Source organism: Alphaproteobacteria bacterium, from assembly GCA_019635875.1.
In the GTDB taxonomy this organism is placed as follows: Bacteria; Pseudomonadota; Alphaproteobacteria; order Reyranellales; family Reyranellaceae; genus JAFAZJ01.
Genome location: JAHBYP010000005.1, coordinates 394,673 through 413,000, shown reverse-complemented (window position 1 = coordinate 413,000; position 18,328 = coordinate 394,673). Strand labels below are relative to the sequence as shown.

Annotated in this window: 18 protein-coding genes; 10 read left to right on the top strand and 8 right to left on the bottom strand. The window is 68.8% G+C overall.

Annotated features, from left to right (window positions below; translation table 11 throughout):
• The first annotated feature begins 98 nt into the window (after positions 1 to 98).
• The 9 genes from KF889_19965 to KF889_19925 all read left to right on the top strand — a co-directional run bounded on the left by KF889_19965 (position 99) and on the right by KF889_19925 (position 9,174).
• Entirely contained in the window at positions 99 to 1,151 is a 1,053-nt protein-coding gene (locus KF889_19965) for an LLM class flavin-dependent oxidoreductase (protein ID MBX3501724.1), read from the top strand.
• A 237-nt stretch (positions 1,152 to 1,388) separates the two neighbouring features.
• Positions 1,389 to 2,027 (top strand): nitroreductase family protein, encoded by a 639-nt coding sequence (locus KF889_19960; protein ID MBX3501723.1) that lies wholly within the window; start codon positions 1,389 to 1,391, stop codon positions 2,025 to 2,027.
• Between the two features lie 2 nt (positions 2,028 to 2,029).
• Positions 2,030 to 2,509, top strand: coding sequence for a hypothetical protein (locus tag KF889_19955; protein ID MBX3501722.1), 480 nt, complete (start codon positions 2,030 to 2,032; stop codon positions 2,507 to 2,509).
• An 18-nt stretch (positions 2,510 to 2,527) separates the two neighbouring features.
• Complete coding sequence (locus KF889_19950) at positions 2,528 to 2,881, top strand: hypothetical protein (protein ID MBX3501721.1); 354 nt, start codon at positions 2,528 to 2,530, stop codon at positions 2,879 to 2,881.
• Between the two features lie 161 nt (positions 2,882 to 3,042).
• Entirely contained in the window at positions 3,043 to 3,513 is a 471-nt protein-coding gene (locus KF889_19945; GenBank protein MBX3501720.1) for a (2Fe-2S)-binding protein, read from the top strand.
• Positions 3,510 to 5,627 carry a xanthine dehydrogenase family protein molybdopterin-binding subunit gene (locus KF889_19940; protein MBX3501719.1) on the top strand — a complete coding sequence of 706 codons (2,118 nt, stop codon included), beginning with the start codon at positions 3,510 to 3,512 and terminating at the stop codon, positions 5,625 to 5,627. The genes KF889_19945 and KF889_19940 overlap by 4 nt, the downstream gene beginning before the upstream one ends.
• An 8-nt stretch (positions 5,628 to 5,635) precedes the next feature.
• The gene (locus KF889_19935; protein MBX3501718.1) at positions 5,636 to 6,550 is read left to right on the top strand and encodes a hypothetical protein; all 915 of its coding nucleotides are present in this window, start codon (positions 5,636 to 5,638) and stop codon (positions 6,548 to 6,550) included.
• 169 nt (positions 6,551 to 6,719) lie between these two features.
• On the top strand, positions 6,720 to 7,814 hold the full coding sequence (locus tag KF889_19930) for a mandelate racemase/muconate lactonizing enzyme family protein (GenBank protein MBX3501717.1): 1,095 nt from the start codon (positions 6,720 to 6,722) through the stop codon (positions 7,812 to 7,814).
• 160 nt (positions 7,815 to 7,974) lie between these two features.
• Positions 7,975 to 9,174, top strand: a complete 1,200-nt coding sequence (locus tag KF889_19925) for an MFS transporter (protein ID MBX3501716.1) — start codon at positions 7,975 to 7,977, stop codon at positions 9,172 to 9,174.
• Between the two features lie 178 nt (positions 9,175 to 9,352).
• Here the strand turns inward: KF889_19925 and KF889_19920 are convergent, their stop codons facing one another.
• From KF889_19920 to KF889_19885, 8 genes are read right to left on the bottom strand one after another with little or no spacing between them, the layout of a single operon-like run.
• Positions 9,353 to 9,667, bottom strand: a complete 315-nt coding sequence (locus tag KF889_19920; GenBank protein ID MBX3501715.1) for a Na+/H+ antiporter subunit G — start codon at positions 9,665 to 9,667, stop codon at positions 9,353 to 9,355.
• A 9-nt stretch (positions 9,668 to 9,676) separates the two neighbouring features.
• Positions 9,677 to 9,946, bottom strand: coding sequence for a K+/H+ antiporter subunit F (locus KF889_19915; GenBank protein MBX3501714.1), 270 nt, complete (start codon positions 9,944 to 9,946; stop codon positions 9,677 to 9,679).
• Positions 9,940 to 10,437, bottom strand: coding sequence for a Na+/H+ antiporter subunit E (locus tag KF889_19910; GenBank protein MBX3501713.1), 498 nt, complete (start codon positions 10,435 to 10,437; stop codon positions 9,940 to 9,942). Before KF889_19910 ends, KF889_19915 begins: the two co-directional genes overlap by 7 nt.
• Positions 10,434 to 11,975, bottom strand: a complete 1,542-nt coding sequence (locus KF889_19905; GenBank protein MBX3501712.1) for a monovalent cation/H+ antiporter subunit D — start codon at positions 11,973 to 11,975, stop codon at positions 10,434 to 10,436. The genes KF889_19910 and KF889_19905 overlap by 4 nt, the downstream gene beginning before the upstream one ends.
• The gene (locus tag KF889_19900) at positions 11,972 to 12,301 is read right to left on the bottom strand and encodes a Na+/H+ antiporter subunit C (protein MBX3501711.1); all 330 of its coding nucleotides are present in this window, start codon (positions 12,299 to 12,301) and stop codon (positions 11,972 to 11,974) included. Before KF889_19900 ends, KF889_19905 begins: the two co-directional genes overlap by 4 nt.
• Positions 12,302 to 12,306: 5 nt before the next feature.
• Entirely contained in the window at positions 12,307 to 15,120 is a 2,814-nt protein-coding gene (locus KF889_19895) for a monovalent cation/H+ antiporter subunit A (protein ID MBX3501710.1), read from the bottom strand.
• Positions 15,121 to 15,151: 31 nt separating this feature from the next.
• The gene (locus KF889_19890) at positions 15,152 to 15,847 is read right to left on the bottom strand and encodes a DUF502 domain-containing protein (protein MBX3501709.1); all 696 of its coding nucleotides are present in this window, start codon (positions 15,845 to 15,847) and stop codon (positions 15,152 to 15,154) included.
• Positions 15,848 to 15,907: 60 nt separating this feature from the next.
• Positions 15,908 to 17,788, bottom strand: coding sequence for an acyl-CoA synthetase (locus tag KF889_19885; GenBank protein MBX3501708.1), 1,881 nt, complete (start codon positions 17,786 to 17,788; stop codon positions 15,908 to 15,910).
• Positions 17,789 to 18,045: 257 nt separating this feature from the next.
• Between KF889_19885 and KF889_19880 the strand changes: the two genes are divergently transcribed.
• Complete coding sequence (locus KF889_19880) at positions 18,046 to 18,264, top strand: dodecin domain-containing protein (GenBank protein MBX3501707.1); 219 nt, start codon at positions 18,046 to 18,048, stop codon at positions 18,262 to 18,264.
• The last annotated feature ends 64 nt before the right edge of the window (positions 18,265 to 18,328 follow it).

The following is an 18,328-nucleotide window of genomic DNA, read 5'->3' as shown; positions in this document are numbered from 1 at the left end:
ATCCAGGGAACGTTCTGGATTCCCCGCTTCGCTCGGAATGACAGGATGTTTCTATCCGTTGGAAATGTGCTCTAGCATGCGTCGAGGGAGGAGCGGCCATGGAAATCGGCATGTTCCACGAGTTCCAATGCCCGCGCGGCTACAGCGAGGAGCGGGCCTTCGCCGAGTCGTTCGAGCAGGTCGACGCGGCGGAAAGCTGGGGGCTGGACTGCATGTGGCTGGCCGAGCTGCATGTCGCGCCGACGCGCTCGGTGGCCTCCGCGCCGCTGGCGATCGCCAGCGCCATCGCCGCGCGCACTACGCGCATGAAGATCGGCATCGCCGTGCAGGTGCTGCCGCTCTGCCATCCGCTGCGCGTGGCCGAAGAGGCGGCCACGGTCGACCACATCAGCCGCGGCAGGCTGATCTTCGGCGTCGGCCGCTCCGGCTTCCCGCGCACCTACCAGGCCTATGGCGTGCCCTACGGCGAGAGCCAGGAGCGCTTCGCCGAGGTGCTGGAGATCATCCGCCGCGCCTGGACGCAGCCCAGCTTCTCCTTCCAGGGCAGGTACCACAGCTTCAGCGACGTGCATCTCGTGCCCAAGCCGTGGCAGAAGCCGCACCCGCCGATCCGCATCGCCGCCACCAGTCCCGACAGCTACGCGCGCATCGGCACGCTGGGCTTCCCCATCTTCGTCGCGGTCCGTCTCGGCGTGCTGTCGGAGCTGGCGCCGCTGATCGCGCAGTACCACGCCGCCTGGCAGAAGGCCGGCCATCCCGGCCGGGGCGAGATCTACCTGCGCGTGCCGGTCTATGTCGCGGAGAGCGAGTCGCGCGCCTACGAGGAGCCGCGCGCCAGCATCATGCAGTTCTACCAGGACATGGCCGCGATCCTGGCGGCCAGCGCCAATGCCGAGGGCACGCGCGCGCTCGAGGATCGCGCCGGCCGGGCGGCGCAGCTGGGCAGCGTCAGCTACGACGAGGCGCTCAGCGAGAAGATCATCGTCGGCACGCCCGATCAGGTCGTCGCACGGCTCAAGGCGCTGCAGGCCGAACTCGGGCTGGACGGCATCCTCGCCGAGATGAACTGCGGCGCGCAGATCCCGCACGCCCGGGTGATGCGCTCGCTCGAGCTGCTGTGCAAGGATGTCATTCCGCACGTGCGCAACTAGGGAGTGTCATTCCAGGCGCGGCGCAGGATCATTGGCAGGCATGTCCTTCTCCCCGCGAAGGCGGGGAGAAGGTGCCCGAAGGGCGGATGAGGGGCTTCGCGGAGGCTCGACAGCACCGATGCTTGTCGTTGCGCGAGAAGCCCCTCATCCGCCTCGCTGACGCTCGGCACCTTCTCCCCGCCTTCGCGGGGAGAAGGGAAGATGCAACGCTCGGGATGACGAGGAGGAGCGAACACCATGGCTGACAGCACCGACGTCTTCGACATCATGCACACGACGCGGGCGATGCGGCGGCTGAAGCCGGATCCGGTCCCGGACGAGCTCATCCGCAGGATCCTCGAAGCCGGCATCTGCGCCGCCAACGGCGGCAATGCGCAGAAGTGGAAATTCATGGTGCTGAAGAAGCCCGAGATCAAGAGGGCGGTGCAGGTCTGGTACAAGAAGGCCTTCGACGAGGTCGTCGGCCCGCGCTACGCCAGCTCGGCGCCGCCGCCGGGCTCCGACCCGGCGAAGTTCAAGCGCCAGCACTCCGCCGTCGAGTACCTCACCGAGCACTACCACGAGGCGCCGGTGTGGATCGTCTGCTGCCTCGAGGACGGCGCGAATCCCAATCGCTCGGCCGGTGCGTCGATCTATCCGGCGGTGCAGAACATGCTGCTGGCGGCGCGCGCGCTCGGGCTGGGCTCGACCCTGACCACGCGCCACATCCTGTTCGAGAAGGAGGCCGACGCGGCGCTCGGCCTGCCGCCGGGCGTGCATTCGTATGCGATCCTGCCGATCGGCTATCCCATGGGCAAGTTCGGGCCGGTGGGTCGCGGCAGGCTGTCGGAGTTCGTGTATGCGGAGAAGTGGGGCCAGCCCTACGCGGAGGCGTGATGATGGATAGTTCACCGACCGGCTACATGGAGCGCACGCGGCACTACTACCGCGCGCTGGGCTACGCCAACGACTATGTCTGGGCGCATTTCGACGACGTGCCGTTCGCCCGGTTGAGCAAGCCGTTGTCGCAGGCGCGCATCGCGCTGATCACCACGGCCGGCCCGCCCGATGACGGCAATCGCGACGCGCATGGCGTGCGGCATGCCTGGTCGGCGCCGGTGTCGCCGCCGCCGCAGGGCCTCACGACCAATGTCGCCTGGGACAGGGACTCGACGCACACCGACGATCGCGAGAGCTACCTGCCGATCGAGGCCGTGACGGCGCTGGCGGCCGACGGCGTGATCGGCGGCATCGCGCCGCGCTTCGTGGGCGTGCCGACCGAGTACAGCCAGAAGAAGACGATGGAGCGTGACGCGCCCGACGTGCTGGCGCGAATACGCGAGGACGGCGCCGATGCCGCGCTGTTGTGCGCGCTTTGACCCGTCTGTCACCAGACCGTGAGTCTGGTCGCCCGTCATCTCGAAGCCCACGGCGTGCCGACCGTGATCCTCGGCTCGGCGCTCGACATCGTCGAGCATTGCGGCGTGCCGCGTTTCCTGTTCAGCGATTTCCCGCTGGGCAATCCCGCCGGCCATCCCTGGCGGCCCGACATGCAGCGAGCCATCGCCGAGCAGGGGCTGCGCCTGCTGGAGTCCGCGAACGCGCCGCGCACGACCGTTCGCACGCCCTTCGCCTGGAAGGACGATCCCGGCTGGCGCGCGCGCTACAACCGCATCGATCCGGCGGAGCGCGAGGCGTTGCTGGCGCGCGGCGAAGAACGCCGCCGCCAGCGCGCCAGGCGGCCGTCGTGATGCCTTCAGCTCCCTCTCCCCGCGTGCGGGGAGAGGGTTGGGGTGAGGGGGCGCTTCAGGTAGCGCACAGCCGCGGTACGCCACCTGATACAGCCCCTCACCCCGACCCTCTCCCCGTAAACGGGGAGAGGGAGAGATGGCGTGCGCTGGGGAGGTAGAGCATGGACATCGCCTTCACCGTCAACGGCGTGGCCCGCACGGTCGATGCGCCGCCGACCGCGAGCCTGCTCGACGTTCTGCGCAATCGGCTGGGCCTGATGGGCACGCGCTACGGCTGCGGGCTGGAGCAGTGCGGCAGTTGCGTGGTGCTGGTCGACGGCGCGCCGGCGCATGCCTGCACGCGCGAGATCGGCACGCTGGCCAAGCGCTCGGTGATGACCGTCGAAGGGCTGGGCACGGCGGACAGGCCGCACCCGATCCAGCAGGCCTTCCTCGACGAGCAGGCGGGCCAGTGCGGCTACTGCCTCTCCGGCATCGTGATGTCGACCAAGGCGCTGCTCGATCGCAATCCCAACCCGTCGCGCGCCGACATCGTCACGGCGCTCGACAGGCATTTGTGCCGCTGCGGCACACACCAGCGCATCCTGCGCGCGGTCGAGCGCGCCGCCTCTGCCTTGCGCGGTGCCGCATGAACGCGCCCACCCTGCCGGCCAGCCTGGTCGAAAATCCCCGGCTCGATCGCTGGATCGCCTTCCTGCCTGATCGCACCGTGCGCATCGCCACCGGCAAGGTCGAGATCGGCCAGGGCGTCGTCACCGCCATCGGCCAGATCGCCGCCGACGAGCTCGACCTGCCGCTAGAGCGCGTCGTCGTGCTGTCGGGCGACACCGATGCCGGACCCGACGAGCTCTACACGACCTCGTCGCTGTCGATCGAGGTGTCGGGCGGCTCGGTGCGGCTGGTCTGCGCCGAAGTGCGGGCCAAGGCGATCGAGCGCGCGGCGCTGCGGCTGAACTGCAGCCCCGACGATCTCAGCGTCGAGGGCGGGCGCTTCCTGCGCAACGGCGCCGAGAGCGGCCAGGACTACTGGAGCGTCGCCGGCGAGATCGATCTCAGCCAGAACGTCACCGGCAGCGCGCCGGTGAAGCCGAGCGCGTCGTACAAGGTCGTCGGCCAGAGCGTGCCGCGCATCGACCTGCCGGCGAAGCTCAGCGGCGCCGCCTTCGTGCACGATGTGCTGCCGGCGGACGTGCTGCACGCGCGCACCCTGCGTCAGCCCTCGCGCGGCGCGACCTTGGCTGCGCTCGACGAGGCCGCGATCCGCCGCGCTGCGAAGGGCGAGCTGCAGATCGTGCGCGAAGCCAACTTCGTCGCTTTCGTCAGCCCGGTCGAGAGCGTGGCACAGGCAGCGGCGGTGGCGGCCGAGCGCTACGCGACCTGGCGCGACGTGCGGCCGATCGGTCCCGAGCAGCAGGAAGCGCAGTGGCTGAAGGACCAGCCGGCGGAGGATCGCCATATCGGCTCGCCGGCCGCGACCGCGCCGCCCAAGAATATGGCGCGGATCACCGTCTCGCGGCCCTATGTGGCGCACGCCTCGATGGCGCCCTCCTGCGCGTTGGTGCGGTTCCATGACGGCCATCTTACCGTGCGCTCGCACGGGCAGGGCATGCATCCGCTGCGCAAGAACCTGGCGGCGGCGCTGAAGCTGCCGATCGAGGCGATCACGGCGCAGCATCTGCACGGTGCCGGCTGCTACGGCCACAACGGCGCCGACGACGCGGCGCTCGATGCCTCGCTGGTCGCGCTGCGCATTCCCGATCGCTGGATCCGCCTGCAATGGCGGCGCGAGGAGGAGTTCGCCTTCGAGCCGGTCGGGCCAGCGATGCTGGTGACCCTGCATGTCGACCTGAACGAGAAGGGCAGGCCGGTCGACTGGACGACGGAGATCTGGAGCCCCACGCACGTGCAGCGGCCGGGCAGCGGCAGCGGCTATCTGCTGGCGACCGAGGCGCTGGCCGATCCGCCGCCCGAGGTGAAGCCGACCGATCCGCCGGAGGCGCGCGGCGGCGGCGGCACGCGCAACGCCGTGCCGATCTATGATGTGGCGGCGCATCGCATCGTGCATCACCTGGTGCAGCGGCCGCCGGTGCGCACCTCGGCGCTGCGCGGGCTGGGCGCGCTGCCCAATGTCTATGCCATCGAGATGCTGATGGACGAGCTGGCGGCGAAGGCGGGCGAGGATCCGTTGGCCTATCGCCTGTCGATCCTCTCGGAGAAGCGCGCACGCCACATCCTCGAGCGGGTCGCCGGGCGCGCCGGCTGGAATGCGCGCGGCACCGGCGGTTCGGGCAAGGGGCTGGGCCTGGCCATGGCGCGCTACAAGAACCGCGCCGCCTATGCCGCGGTGGCCGCATCGGTCACCGTGCAGGAGACGGTGAAGGTCGATCGCGTGTGGTGCGTCGCCGACGCCGGCCTCGTGGTCAATCCCGACGGCGCGCGCAACCAGCTCGAGGGCGGCATCGTCCAGGCGGTGAGCTGGACCCTCAAGGAGCAGGTCAGGCTCGACGCGCAGGGCATCGCTTCGCGCGACTGGGACAGTTACCCGATCCTGCGCTTCAGCGAGGTGCCCGAGATCGAGGTCGAGTTGGTCGACGCCGCCGGCAATCCGCCGCTCGGCGTCGGCGAATGCACCGTCGGCCCGACGGCGGCAGCGATCGGCAACGCCGTCGCCCATGCGTTGGGCGTTCGTATCCACGACATGCCTCTGACGCGCGAGCGCGTCATGGCGGCGCTTCTCAAGAATTGAGGTTGGCGATGAGCAAGACCTTCGATCGCAGCGCCGAGGATCTCGGCAACGTTGTCGGGCTGGAGCATGTCAACGTCACCGTGCCCGACCAGGGGCTGGCGACGCTGTACTACGTCAGTGGGCTCGGCCTGACGCGCGATCCCTACATGATGACCAGCATCGACAGCATGTGGATCAATGTCGGGCCGCGCAGCCAGTTCCATCTGCCGACCGGCTCGCCGCAGGTGCTGCGCGGCCAGGTCGGCCTGGTGATCCCCGACCGCGCGGCGCTGCTGACGCGTCTGGGCCGCGTGAAGGAGCTGCTGCGCAACACCCGCTTCGCTTTCACCGAGTATGAGGACTATGTCGAGACGACGTGTCCCTGGGGCAACGTCATGCGCTGCCACGAGCCGTCGGCGGATTTCGGCCGCACGACTCTGGCCATGCCCTATGTCGCCTTCGACGTGCCGATGGGCGCCGCCAAGGGCATCGCCGCGTTCTACCGCAAGGTGATGGGCACGCAGGCGCGGGTCGAGGAGACCAAGGCGGCCAAGGCGGCGCACGTGTCCGTCGGCGAGGCGCAGGAGCTGGTGTTCCGCGAGACCGACGCGCCGATCAAGCCCTACGACAACCATCACATCCAGGTCTACGTCGCGAGCTTCTCCGGCCCGCACAAGGCGCTGTCGAAGCTCGGCCTCGTGACCGAGGAGAGCAACAAGTACCAGTATCGCTTCGCCAGCATCGTCGATCCCGAGAGCGGCAAGGAGCTGTTCAAGATCGAGCACGAGGTGCGCAGCATGACGCATCCGATGTACGCGCGCCCGCTGGTCAACCGCGATCCGCAGCAGAACAACCGCAACTACGCGCAGGGCCACGACGCGTGGATCGCCGGAATCCGCGAATCGATGGACAATCCCCGCGACGCCCAGCGCCGGCGGTTGTGAAAGGACAAGACTACCTTCCCCCGGAGGGGGAAGGTGCCCGAAGGGCGGATGGGGGATGTCGAAGACGGACTCCTGCGTTCGTCTTCGACATCCCCCATCCGTCAGCGCTTCGCGCTGCCACCTTCCCGCTCCGGGGGAAGGTAGGACTGATGCCCAGGAGAATACGTCAATGAAGATCGCCAGCTACGAGGCCACGATCCTGCGTGTGCCCGAGGACGATCCGCTGGCCGACATGCCGGAGGAGGCGGGCCGGCTGCGGCCCATCGTCATCCTGCGCCTGCGCACCGACAGCGGCATCGAGGGTATCGGCGTGACGCTCTATGGCGGGCGCCTGACGCGTTCGCTGCATGCCGCGGTCGAGGATCTCGGCGCCGCGATCGTCGGCGAGGATCCGATGCGCATCGAGCACATCGTCGCCAAGCTGCGCGCCGGCACCGGCGATGCCTGCGGGCCGGGCGGCATCTTCACGCTCGCGCTGTCGGCGATCGACACCGCGCTGTGGGACATCAGGGGCAAGGCGCTCGACCAGCCGCTGTGGAAGCTGCTGGGCGGCCATCGCGATCGGGTTGCGACCTACGCCTCGGGCTCGCTGCGCCGTGGCCTGACTGACGCGCAGGCCAGGCAGGCGGCGGGGATCCTGGTACGCAAGGGCTTCAAGGCGATGAAGACCCAGATGGCGCTGCCCGGCAATCCGACGCCGGCGGAGGAAGCGCGCCGCGTGCGCGTGGTGCGCGAGGCGATCGGGCCGGACATCACCCTGATGTGCGACATCAACCAGCGCTGGCGGCCGGAGCAGGCGATCGACTTCGGCAGCCGCATCGAGGATGTCGGGCTGTTCTGGCTCGAGGACGTCACGGCGCACGACGACTACGCCGGCCTCGCGCGCGTCACGGCGGCGCTGAAGACGCCGGTCGCCGGCGGCGAGTATGTCTGGGGCATCGTGCCCTTCCGCCACATGATCGAGGCGCGCTCGGTCGACATCGTGATGATCGACCTGGCGCGCGTCGGCGGCGTGACGCAATGGATGAAGGTCGCCGGCATGGCCGAGGCCTTCAACCTGCCGGTGGTCAGTCACGTGATGCCCGAGATCCTGCTGCACATGGTGGCGGCGTGCCCCAACGGGCTCACCGTCGAGTACATGCCGTGGATGCTGGCGCTCTACGAGGAGACGCCGGCGATCGAGGACGGCATGCTGGTGCTGCCGCACAAGCCGGGACTGGGCCTGACGTTCGACGAGAAGGCGATCGCCCGGTTCAAGGCATGAGTTGCCTTCCCCCGGAGGGGGAAGGTGGCGCGCAGCGCCGGAAGGGGGATGCCGAAGACGGACGCTGGAGTGCGTCTTCGACATCCCCCTTCCGCCCTTCGGGCACCTTCCCCCTCCGGGGGAAGGGGAGATGAGGTCAAGTTGGCCATATGCTACGAGCGTGACGGAGGCCCGACCGATTTCCCCGCTCAAGATCGCCCTGGTGGCGATGCTGCTGCAGCAGACCTGCGCCACCCTGGGGCGCGCGGTGGTCCCGCTGATCGCGCCGGCGATCGTCGCCGATCTGGCGATCAGCCCGGCGCTGGTCGGCGTCTTCCTCAGCATCTCCTCGGCCGCCGGCTTCCTCTCCACCCTGGTCTGCGGCGGCTTCATCCTGCGCTTCGGCGCGCTGCGCATGACGCAGGTCGGCATGCTGTCGCTGGGCGGCGGGCTGGCGCTCAGCGCCATCGGCTGGGTCGGCAGCTTCGTGCCCGGCGGCTTCGCCAGCGGCCTGGGCCAGGCGGTATCGACGCCGTCGAGCTCGCATCTGCTGGGCCGCTTCTCGCCGCCGCACCTGGCGCCGCTGATCTTCTCGCTCAAGCAGACCGGCGTGCCGGCCGGGCTGATGCTGGCCGGCATCCTCGCGCCGGCGCTGGTCGAGGCCTATGGCTGGCAGGCGGCGATCCTGGTCTGCGCCGCGATCTGCGCCGGCACGGCGGTGGCGCTGCAGCCGCTGCGCGCGCGCTTCGACACCGACCGCAACCCGACGCAGCCGCTGACGCCGGCGGCGATCCGCGGCAACATCGTCTCGGTGCTGCGCGAGCCGGCGTTGCGCCTGCTGTGCTTCACCATGTTCAGCTTCGTCGGCCTGCAGGCGCTGTTCACCGGCTTCTTCGTGCTCTACCTGGTGCAGGGCCTGGGCAACGAGCTGGCGCGCGCCGGGCTGGTGTTCTCGGTCGCCGTCGCCGTCGCGGTGCCGGCGCGCATCGGCTGGGGCTGGGTCGGTTCGCGCCTGATGCGGCCCGACCGGCTGCTCGCCCTGCTCGGCATCGCCATGTCGGCCGCCGCCGCTCTGACCGCCGCGCTGCAGGGCGACTGGCCGATCTGGCTGCTGGTGCTGTCGGCGAGCCTGTTCAGCGCCACCGCGGTGAGCTGGCACGGCGTGCTGCTGGCCGAGGTCGCGCGCCTGTCGCCGCCCGGGCGCATCGGCGCCACCACCGGCGTCGTGCTGTCCTTCGGCGATGCGGGATCGCTGCTGCTGCCGCTGCTGTTCAGCGCCGCGCTGGCGCTGGCCGACAGCTACCGCATCGGCTTCGTGATTGGCGGCCTGCCATGCCTCATCGTCGGCCTTTACGGCCTGCGCGTTCTTGCGCGTGGCTAGAGCGACGAGCCCGAATCCGGCACCACCCTGTCATCCCGAGCGCAGCGAGGGATCCAGGCTCAGCCCTAGATCCCGCGCTGCGCTCGGGATGACAGGTGACTTCGAATCTTCGCTCGCTGCTCTGGCGGGGCAGGCCGGCAAACTTGCCCGTGTCGTGCTCTCCGCCAAGGGACGTGTGTCAGCTTTCGGCCCCCTCGTCGCCGCGTCGGCTGCTCGTGCGGAGCATGGCCTTTCCGAGCAGATGCGCGCTGACCGGCGCCGTGATGAAGAGAAACAGCGAGATCGCGAGTTCCCTCAGGCTCACGCCGCCGCTCGTGGCGCTGGAGTGGACCAGCGAGGCGATCACGATCGCCCCAACGCCAAGCGTCGTGGCCTTGGTCGGGCCGTGCAGGCGGGTGAAGAAATCCGGCAGACGCGCCAGCCCGATCGAGCCGAGGAGCGCGAACGCCGCGCCGATCAGGATGAGTATGGATATCGCCAGCTCGGTGAGCATGTCAGGCTCCTACTCGATGATGTCGCCGCTCAGGAGGAACTTGCAAAGCGCGACCGTCCCGACGAAGCCCATCATGGCGATCAGCAGCGCCGCCTCGAAGTAGACCGCGGACGACAGGCCGATGCCCACCAGCATGACAAGGGCCATGGTGTTGATGGCAAGAGTATCGAGCGCGAGGATGCGATCCGGCATGCTCGGGCCCCTGGCGAGACGCCAGAGATTGAGCGCCATGGCAACGGCAAGCACTGTGAGGGCGAGGGTGATGGCGATGCTCAGCATCGGAAGATCTCCTTCAGCGGCGCCTCGTAACGCGACTTTATCGTGGCGATCATCCTTGATTGGTCCTCCACATCGAGGGCGTGAACCATCAGCACGTTGCGCTCGCGGTCGATCTCGATCGACACGGTGCCGGGCGTAAGGGAGACGATGCTGCCGAGAAGGCTGGCGACGAAGGGGTCCTCGATCTCGATGGGAATCTCCACGAACGCTGGACGGAGCCGTTTGAGCGGGCCGACGACCAGGCGCGCCACCTGCCAGTTGGCGATGAGAATGTCGCCGACGATGCGAACGAACAGCAAGGTGCCGCGAAGCGGGCGGGCGACGCGCGGGAAGTCCGGCCAGAAGCTCTGGGTAAGCCACGGGATGGCCAGGCCCAGAATCGTGCCGAGCAGCAGATTGCCGAGACTCGGGCTCGATGCGAGCACCATCCACAACCCGAGGATCGCGAGTGTCATGATCGGTTGCGGAACGAGGCGTTCGATCAGGCTCATGGTCGGCGCTCCCGCTCGATGGTGGCTCGCATCCCCAGCACGGCCGTCACGTAGGCCTCCCTGGCCGCCAGCTCCCTGGCCGTGGCCCGCGCGTATCCGGCGATGGGGCCGGCCGCCAGCGTCAGGACAGGTGTCACGGCGAGCATCAGGATCAGCGCCAGCCACAAGCCTCTGGTTCCCGTCGACGCACGACTGGCGGGCGGGGCCGCATTATCCGCCGTGCCCGGCTCCCAGAAGAAAGCGCTCGCCGCCCGCGCCAGGACCAGCGCGACGACGAGGCCGGAGACCAGCAGCGCTCCCCATGCGGCAGGTCCCGTGCCGGTCCCGGCGAGGGACTGCATGACCATCAGCTTGCCGATCAGGCCGGAAAGCGGTGGTGCACCGCTTGCCGCTACCGCGAGCAGTAGATACGCGGTGCCGAGGGCCATCAGGCTGGCCAGCCGTGGGCCCTTCCCCAGGCTGTCGGCAAGCGCGCCGCGCTGCCGCGCGAGCGCGTCGACCAGCAGGAACAGCGCGGCGGTGACGATCGTCGTGTGCACCAGGTAGTAGAGCGCGGCCGTCGTCGCCTCGATGCTCGAGGTGGCGACGCCGAGCAGCAGCGTTCCGCTCGACATCAGCACCACGTTGGCGACGACCATCGCAAGGCGATCGGCGGCCAGCGCGCCGACGGCACCGACGGCGATGGTGCCGATCGCCAGCCACGGCAGCCAGGGCTGCAGGAGGTCCGCCGTGAAGGGCGCCGCAGCGAAGCCGGTCAGGGAGACGCGCAGCAGGGCGTAGACGCCCACCTTGGTCATGATCACGAACAGAACGGCCACGGGCAGGCAGGCCGCCGTGTAGACATGGGGAAGCCAGAAGCCGAGCGGCAGCAGCGCGGCCTTCAGCAGGAACACCGCCACCAGCAGTGCCGCCGCCGTCTTGACCAGCGCCTGGTCCTGCGCGGCGACAAGCGGCAGGACCGTCGCCACATCCGCCATGTTGAGGGTGCCCAACGTGCCGTACAGCAGGCCGAGCGCGATGAGGAAGAGCGCCGAGCCGACGAGGTTCAGGATCACGTAGGCAAGTCCCGCGCGAGCCCGCGCGAGTCCGCCGCCGTGCAGCAGCAGCCCGTAGGAGGCGAGCAGCAGAATCTCGAAGAAGACGAAGAGATTGAACAGGTCACCCGTCAGGAACGCGCCGCTCAGCCCCGCTATCTGGAGCTGGAGCAGGGCATGGAAGTGCCGGCCCCGCGTGTCCGCGCCCGACGTCGCCGCCAGGACGACGGGCAGCGCCAGCGCCGCGGTCAAGGCGACCATGAGGGCCGCGAGCCGGTCGAGCACGATCACGATGCCATAGGGAGCCGGCCAGTCGCCGAGCCGGTAGACCTGGATCGGGCCCTCGCTCGCCGACCACAGCAGGGCGACGGCGACAGCCGCGAGAGCCAGCACCGAGACCAGAGAGACGATGCGCTTTCCCGCGCTGCCGATGCCGTGCAGGACGAGCAGCAACGCCGCGGCGCCGAGCGGGATCACGACGGGAAGGATGGGCAGATGGCTCATCGATCTTCCGCCGCATCGACGTGGTCCGTGCCGCTCTCGCCCTTCGCGCGCAATGCCAGGGCGACGAGGTAGGCGGTCATCCCGAATCCGATGACGATCGCCGTCAGCACGAGAGCCTGCGGCAGCGGATCGGCATGACCGCTCGAGCCAGGGAGCATCAGCGGCGGCGCGGTCGCATTGAGCCGCCCGCCGAAGAAGATCAGCGTATTGACCGCGTAGGACAGAAGCGTGAGGCCGAGCACGACCGAGAAGGTCGACGGCCTCAGAACCAGGTAGAGGCCGCAGGCAGTCAGCAGGCCGATACCGAGCGAAACTAGTGCTTCCATGTCGCCTAGGGCCTCGTCTTTCCGGATTGCGCTGACGCCTCGCGCCGGCTCAGGGTTCCGAGCTCGGAGAGCGCCAGCAGGACGCTCGCCACCACCACCAGGAACACGCCGAGATCGAAGGCCATTGCCGAGGCCAGCTCGAACTTCTCGATCACCGGCGGATGGACGTAGCCGAAGGTGCTGGTGAGGAAGGGATAGCCCAGGAGCCAGCTCGCCACGCCCGTAGCCGTGGCGACGCTGAGGCCGACGCCGAGCACGCGGACGTAGTCGGCCCGAAGCCGCGCCGTCGCGAAGTCGATCCCGCCGGCCAGGTATTGCAGCATCAGCGCGACGGCGGCGATGAGGCCGGCGATGAAGCCGCCGCCCGGCAGGTTGTGCCCTCTGAGAAAGATGTAGACAGCGACGGCGAGCGCCAGCGGCAACAGCGGGCGCATCAGCTGGGCCAGCATGATCGGATGGCGATCCGCCTCCCTCTGGGCGCCGCCCGCATGGGGCGCGAGGCGCAGACCGTCCAGCAGTGCGTGCAGGCCCAGCGCCGCCATGGCGAGCACGGCGATCTCGCCCAGCGTGTCGAAGCCCCGGAAGTCGACGAGAATGACGTTGACCACGTTGCTGCCGCCGCCGCCCGGTACGGCATTGGCAAGGTGAAAGCCGGAGATCGTCTCGAATGGCCGCGTCAGCATGGCATAGGCGAGTGCCGCGACGCCGCCGCCACCGAGCAGGGCGAGTCCGGCGTCGCGCGATCTTCGGGCGGACGAGCTGAGCGGCCTAGCGTCGCCGGGCAGGAAGCGCAGCGCCAGGAGCAGGAGAACGATCGTCACCACCTCGACCGAGAGCTGGGTCAGGGCAAGGTCCGGGGCCTTGAAGCGAATGAAGGCGAGGGCGACGACAAGCCCGACGACGCTCATGAAGATGACGGCGACCAGCCTTTGACGACGGAAGGCGACGGTGCCGACGGCGCCGACCGCGAGGGCGACGAAGGCCGCGACGCTCATGGCGTCGGGCGGTGTCACGCCGAGCGGGCCAGACAGCTGTCTTGTCTGGACACTCCACCAGGCCCACAAGCAGTAGAGCACGACGAACGCGAGGAGCAGGGTCAGGTAGCGCTGCAGCGAGCGGTTGTCGATGGCGTGCAGGAGCCAGGACGACCAGCGGCCGGCTTCACGATAGACTCGCTCGAAGGCGACGGGGCTCGAGATCTTCGGCGCGTAGCGCTCGTGCAGATCGAACAGATGGCGGCGGCGCCAGTAGTGCATGAGACCCAGGCCGAAGGCGGCGATGCTCATCGTCAGGGGCAGGTTCCAGCCGTGCCAGACCGCCAGCTTGAAGTCGGGCGCGGCCCCCGCCAGCACGGCTTCCGCAGCGGCCGTGAGGATGGTCCTGACGGAGAACTGCGGCAGGAGGCCGACGAGCAGCACGAGGACGACCAGAACCTCGACCGGCAACCGCATCCAGCGGGCCGGCTCGTGCGGCGTTCGCGGCAGGTTGACCGGCTCGCCGTTGAAGAACACGTCGTGCACGAAGCGCGCCGAATAGGCGACGGAGAGCATGCCGGCGATGGTCGCGAAGGCCGGCAGAAGCCAGGTCGTATAGCCCTGAAAAGCGGGATGCCCGACCGTCTCGGTGAAGAACATCTCCTTCGACAGGAAGCCATTGAGGAGCGGCACGCCGGCCATCGAGCCGGCGGCCAGTATCGCCAGCGTCCCTGTCCAGGGCATGTACTTGAACAGCCCGTTGATGCGCCGCATGTCGCGCGTTCCGCACTCGTGGTCGATGATGCCGGCCGCCATGAACAGCGAGGCCTTGAAGATGGCGTGGTTGATGATGTGGAAGACGGCGGCGACCGCGCTCATCGACGTGCCCAGACCGAAGAGCAGCGTGATGAGCCCCAGGTGACTGATGGTCGAGTATGCCAGGAGGCCTTTGAAGTCGTGCTTCAGCAGCGCGACATAGGCCCCGTAGGCGAAGGTGACCGCCCCTGTCGTGCCCACCAGAACGAGCCACAGGTCGGTGCCCGACAGCACCGGATAGAAACGCGCCAGCAGGAACACGCCGGCCTTCACCATCGTCGCCGAGTGCAGATAGGCGGAGACCGGCGTCGGCGCGGCCATGGCGTTGGGCAGCCAGAAGTGAAAGGGAAACTGCGCCGACTTGGTGAACGCGGCGAGCAGGATCAGGACCAGCATGAGGGGATAGAGCGGATGGGCGCGGATGGCGTCGCCGCGTCGCAGAATCTCGCTCAGCTCGAAGCTGCCCGCGATGTACCCAAGCAGCAGGAAGCCCGCCAGCAGCGCAAGGCCGCCTGCGCCGGTGACGGCAAGCGCCATGCGCGCGGCGATGCGGGCGTCGTGCGCCTCGTACTTGTAGGCGATCAGCAGGAAGGAGGTGAGGCTCGTCACCTCCCAGAACACCAGCATCAGGATCAGGTTCTCGGCCAGCACGACGCCGAGCATTCCGCCGGCGAACGTCAGCAGGAGCGCGTAGAAGCGCCCGAGACGATCGTATTCAGGCAGGTAATAGGCCGCGTAGAGGACGATGAGCAGCCCGATGCCCAGAATCAGGAGCGCAAACATCAGCCCGAGACCGTCCAGCCTCAGCGCGATGTCGAGCCCCCATTCGGGCAGCCATGACAGGCGTACGACGGTCGAATCGCCGGCCAGCACGCCCGGTACCAGGGGGGCCAGCAGCGCCAGCCCCACCAGCTTCGCCGCGGCCGCGGCCCAGGCCGCATCGCGTCTTCTCCGCCGTGCCAGAGCCGCGACCAGCGGCGCCGCGACAAAGGGTGTCAGCAAGAGCGCGATGAGCGGTGCCGGCTCCATGGCTTACCTCAGGACCGCGCCAGCAGGATGGTCATGTCGCGCTCCCTTGCTCATCCGGCTTGGCGAAGTACGTGATCGTCTCGGGCGCATTGGAGCCGCCGGTGACGACGAATGCCATCGCCTCGTCGAAAGTCCAGTCGGTGAACGTCACGTTGCGCATGGGCACGATCTCGATATAGCCCGAGGTCGGGTTCGGCGAAGTCGGCACGTAGACGGCAGCCAGCTCCTTGCCGGTTTCCTTGTCCCTGAGCGTGCGGGTGATGAGGCCGATGGCCTTCATTTCGGGCGAGGGGAAGTTGATCAGGACCACGCGCCTCTCGCCATCGGACGAGCTGCCAGCGACCGTCAGGAATCGCTTCGTCGCCTGATAGATCTTGTCGACGAAGGGGACCAGGCCGATCAACCTCTCGAAGAAGCCGATCAACCGTCGCCCGACCACACGGGTCGTCATCCAGCCAAGCGCCCATAGCGCGGCCAGTATGGTGATGGCGGCAAGGATCGACAGAAGCGTCTCGTTCTGGAGCCAGGCGGCCAGGAGGGGCTGTTCCGGGGCAACCGTACGCGCAACCGCTCTCACCCAGGGACGTCCGATGCGCGACAGCTGCCCGAAGAGGAAGTCGACGATGATCCAGGTGATCGCAAGCGGCGCCGCCGTGATGACCCCGACGACGATGTATCGTCCGACAGACCTTATGGGAGTTCTCTGGCTCACAGGGGCTCTCTCCATGACTGGATCGCTCGCTACGCTCGGGACGGCAGCGATGGGTCGGCGCGATAGCGAAGCGCTTCAGAGGAACGTCACGGCGTGGCGGATCTGGAAGCCGCCCAGCAGATCCGCGCAGCGTTTGACGATCGCGTCCTTCGACGCCTCGCCGGCGGCTGCCACGCGCACCGTTGCCAGCGTGCCGTGCGTTGCGTCATTGCCGACCGTGACCTCGGCGCCCACGCCCTCGGCGCGCAGCGGCGCCAGCGCGGCGTCGAAGGCGCGTTGCGCCGCGTCGAGCCTGAGCGCCGGCTTGTAGATCTTGCCGACGCCGGTCACCGGCATGACCGGGATCGTCACGACCTGCACCGGCACCGCGGCACGTTCGGGGATCTCGCTGCGGCAGAATTCGCGCAGCTCCTCGGCCGTCGCCGTCGCGCCGGGCCTGAGCTGCACGTAGACCATCGGCAGCTCGCCGGCATAGGTGTCGGGCAGGCCCACCGCGGCGGCGGTCTCGACCGCGGGATGACGGTTGAGCGCCTCCTCGATCACCACCGGATCGATGTTGTGGCCGCCGCGGATGATCAGATCCTTCGAGCGGCCGGTGAGCCAGACATAGCCGTCGGCGTCGAGCCGGCCGAGATCGCCGGAATCGAGCCAGCGATCGGCCAGCATCGCGCCCCTGTCGTGGCGGGTGTCGAGATAGCCCGGCGTCACCTGCGGCCCCTTCATCAGCACATGGCCGATCTCGCCGGTGGCGCAGTCGCGCCGGATCGTGCCGTCGGGCGCGACGTCGGCGATGCGCAGCTGCAGGTAGGGCAGGCGCAATCCGACCGATCCCGAGCGGCGCTCGCCGTGCAGCGGGTTCATGGTCGAGTAGCAGTGCACCTCGGTCATGCCGTAGCCCTCGATCACCGGCGCGCCGATCTCGCGCTCGATGCGGCGGATCAGCTCGACCGGCACGGTGGAGCCACCGGTGACGAAGGCCTTGAGCGAGGAGATGTCGTGGCCCTCGCGCGGCACGTTCATGATCGCCGCCAGCGAGGTCGGCACGGCGCCGCCGATGGTGACCTTGTGGCGCTCGACGATGCCCCAGTAGTCGCGCACCACGTTGGGGTTGCGCGCGCCCAGCGGCGTGGGGATCACCACCGTCCAGCCATTGGCCACCGGCGCCAGCGCGCCGAACAGCGAGCCGCCGACATGGAATTGCGGCAGCGGGTTGAGCAGCACCGTGCCCGGCGCCATGTCGAACAGCAGCGTGTTGGTCCACGCCATCAGCGCCAGCGCGCCATGCGTGTGGCGCGCCAGCTTGGGCAGGCCGGTGGTGCCGCCGGTGTGGAACAGCGCGGCCAGCGTGTCGGCGCGCAGTGGCTTCTTCGACAGCAGCCAGTCGCCGGCCTGCGCCGCGCGTCCGGCGTCGAAGTCGATAACGCCGGGCAGGTTGCCGCCGCCGCCGACGCGAAAGACCTTCAGCTCCGGCATGGCGGCGCGGATCGCCTCGACCTTGGGCCAGATGTCCGGGAAGATCGACGGGTCGGCGGCGATCAGCGCCTTGGCGCCAGCCTCCTTCATGATGCCGGCGATCTGCTGTGCCTCGAGGAAGTAGTTCACCGGATTGGCGACCGCGATGATCTGCGCGCCCCACAGGGCGTAGAAGGTCTGCGGCACGCTGGGCATCAGCAGCGTCACGACGTCGTCGTGGGCGATGCCGTGGCTGCGCAGCAGGTTGGCGGCCTGGATCGTGCGCCGCAGCAGCTGCAGGAAGTTGACGTCCTCGATCTCGGCGTCCGGCCCGGTGCCGGCGAGGTAGCGCAGGGCGACGGAGCGGCCGTTCTTCTGCGCCGCCCCCTGCAGCAGCTCCAGCACGTTCTGCGCCCGGATGCGCTCGCCCACCGGCACGCGCTCGAGCGCCTCGATGTCGGCCAGGTTGCGGACCCTGTTGTCGTGCGCCGCGCGATCCGTCATAATGCCTGTCCTTGTTCCAACAACCGAAAGGAGGTGATCCAGTGTCTCATTGTCACGTTCGGCCCCGTAAGGCCAAGGCCTGGATCGTTGCTGTCTCCACTTCGGGGAACACCGACTGATCGAGCCGTCTTGGCCCCGGAAATCGAGGCCGTGGCAATGGAAGGGCCGCCCGCGAGGGCGGCCCTTCTTGCATTTGGGCCACGTCGTTGCCACGTGCGTGAGATCGCCGGCCGTTCGTGACAGGGAGGGAGGGGCCCATGACCACCAACCGTACGTACGTGAAGACCGAAGTGGTGGGCACGTCCGACAAGTCGGTCTCGGACGCCATCGACTCGGCGATCGGCACGGCGTCGCGCACGCTGCGCAACCTCGACTGGTTCGAGGTCGCCGAGGTGCGCGGCACCATCCGCGACAACAAGGTCGCGAGCTACCAGGTCACGCTCAAGCTCGGCCTGCGCTACGAGCCCAAGGCTTGACCCTGTCATGTCGAGCGAAGCGAGACATCCAGGGGCGGCCTGGATCCCTCGCTCCGCTCGGGAT

Bases quoted from the DNA above. Each gene is read 5' to 3' on its own strand.
- KF889_19965 (MBX3501724.1), top strand. From the start codon at position 99: ATGGAAATCGGCATGTTCCACGAGTTCCAATGCCCGCGCGGCTACAGC.
- KF889_19960 (MBX3501723.1), top strand. From the start codon at position 1,389: ATGGCTGACAGCACCGACGTCTTCGACATCATGCACACGACGCGGGCG.
- KF889_19955 (MBX3501722.1), top strand. From the start codon at position 2,030: ATGGATAGTTCACCGACCGGCTACATGGAGCGCACGCGGCACTACTAC.
- KF889_19945 (MBX3501720.1), top strand. From the start codon at position 3,043: ATGGACATCGCCTTCACCGTCAACGGCGTGGCCCGCACGGTCGATGCG.
- KF889_19940 (MBX3501719.1), top strand. From the start codon at position 3,510: ATGAACGCGCCCACCCTGCCGGCCAGCCTGGTCGAAAATCCCCGGCTC.
- KF889_19935 (MBX3501718.1), top strand. From the start codon at position 5,636: ATGAGCAAGACCTTCGATCGCAGCGCCGAGGATCTCGGCAACGTTGTC.
- KF889_19930 (MBX3501717.1), top strand. From the start codon at position 6,720: ATGAAGATCGCCAGCTACGAGGCCACGATCCTGCGTGTGCCCGAGGAC.
- KF889_19920 (MBX3501715.1), bottom strand. From the start codon at position 9,667: ATGCTCACCGAGCTGGCGATATCCATACTCATCCTGATCGGCGCGGCG.
- KF889_19915 (MBX3501714.1), bottom strand. From the start codon at position 9,946: ATGCTGAGCATCGCCATCACCCTCGCCCTCACAGTGCTTGCCGTTGCC.
- KF889_19910 (MBX3501713.1), bottom strand. From the start codon at position 10,437: ATGAGCCTGATCGAACGCCTCGTTCCGCAACCGATCATGACACTCGCG.
- KF889_19905 (MBX3501712.1), bottom strand. From the start codon at position 11,975: ATGAGCCATCTGCCCATCCTTCCCGTCGTGATCCCGCTCGGCGCCGCG.
- KF889_19900 (MBX3501711.1), bottom strand. From the start codon at position 12,301: ATGGAAGCACTAGTTTCGCTCGGTATCGGCCTGCTGACTGCCTGCGGC.
- KF889_19895 (MBX3501710.1), bottom strand. From the start codon at position 15,120: ATGGAGCCGGCACCGCTCATCGCGCTCTTGCTGACACCCTTTGTCGCG.
- KF889_19890 (MBX3501709.1), bottom strand. From the start codon at position 15,847: ATGGAGAGAGCCCCTGTGAGCCAGAGAACTCCCATAAGGTCTGTCGGA.
- KF889_19885 (MBX3501708.1), bottom strand. From the start codon at position 17,788: ATGACGGATCGCGCGGCGCACGACAACAGGGTCCGCAACCTGGCCGAC.
- KF889_19880 (MBX3501707.1), top strand. From the start codon at position 18,046: ATGACCACCAACCGTACGTACGTGAAGACCGAAGTGGTGGGCACGTCC.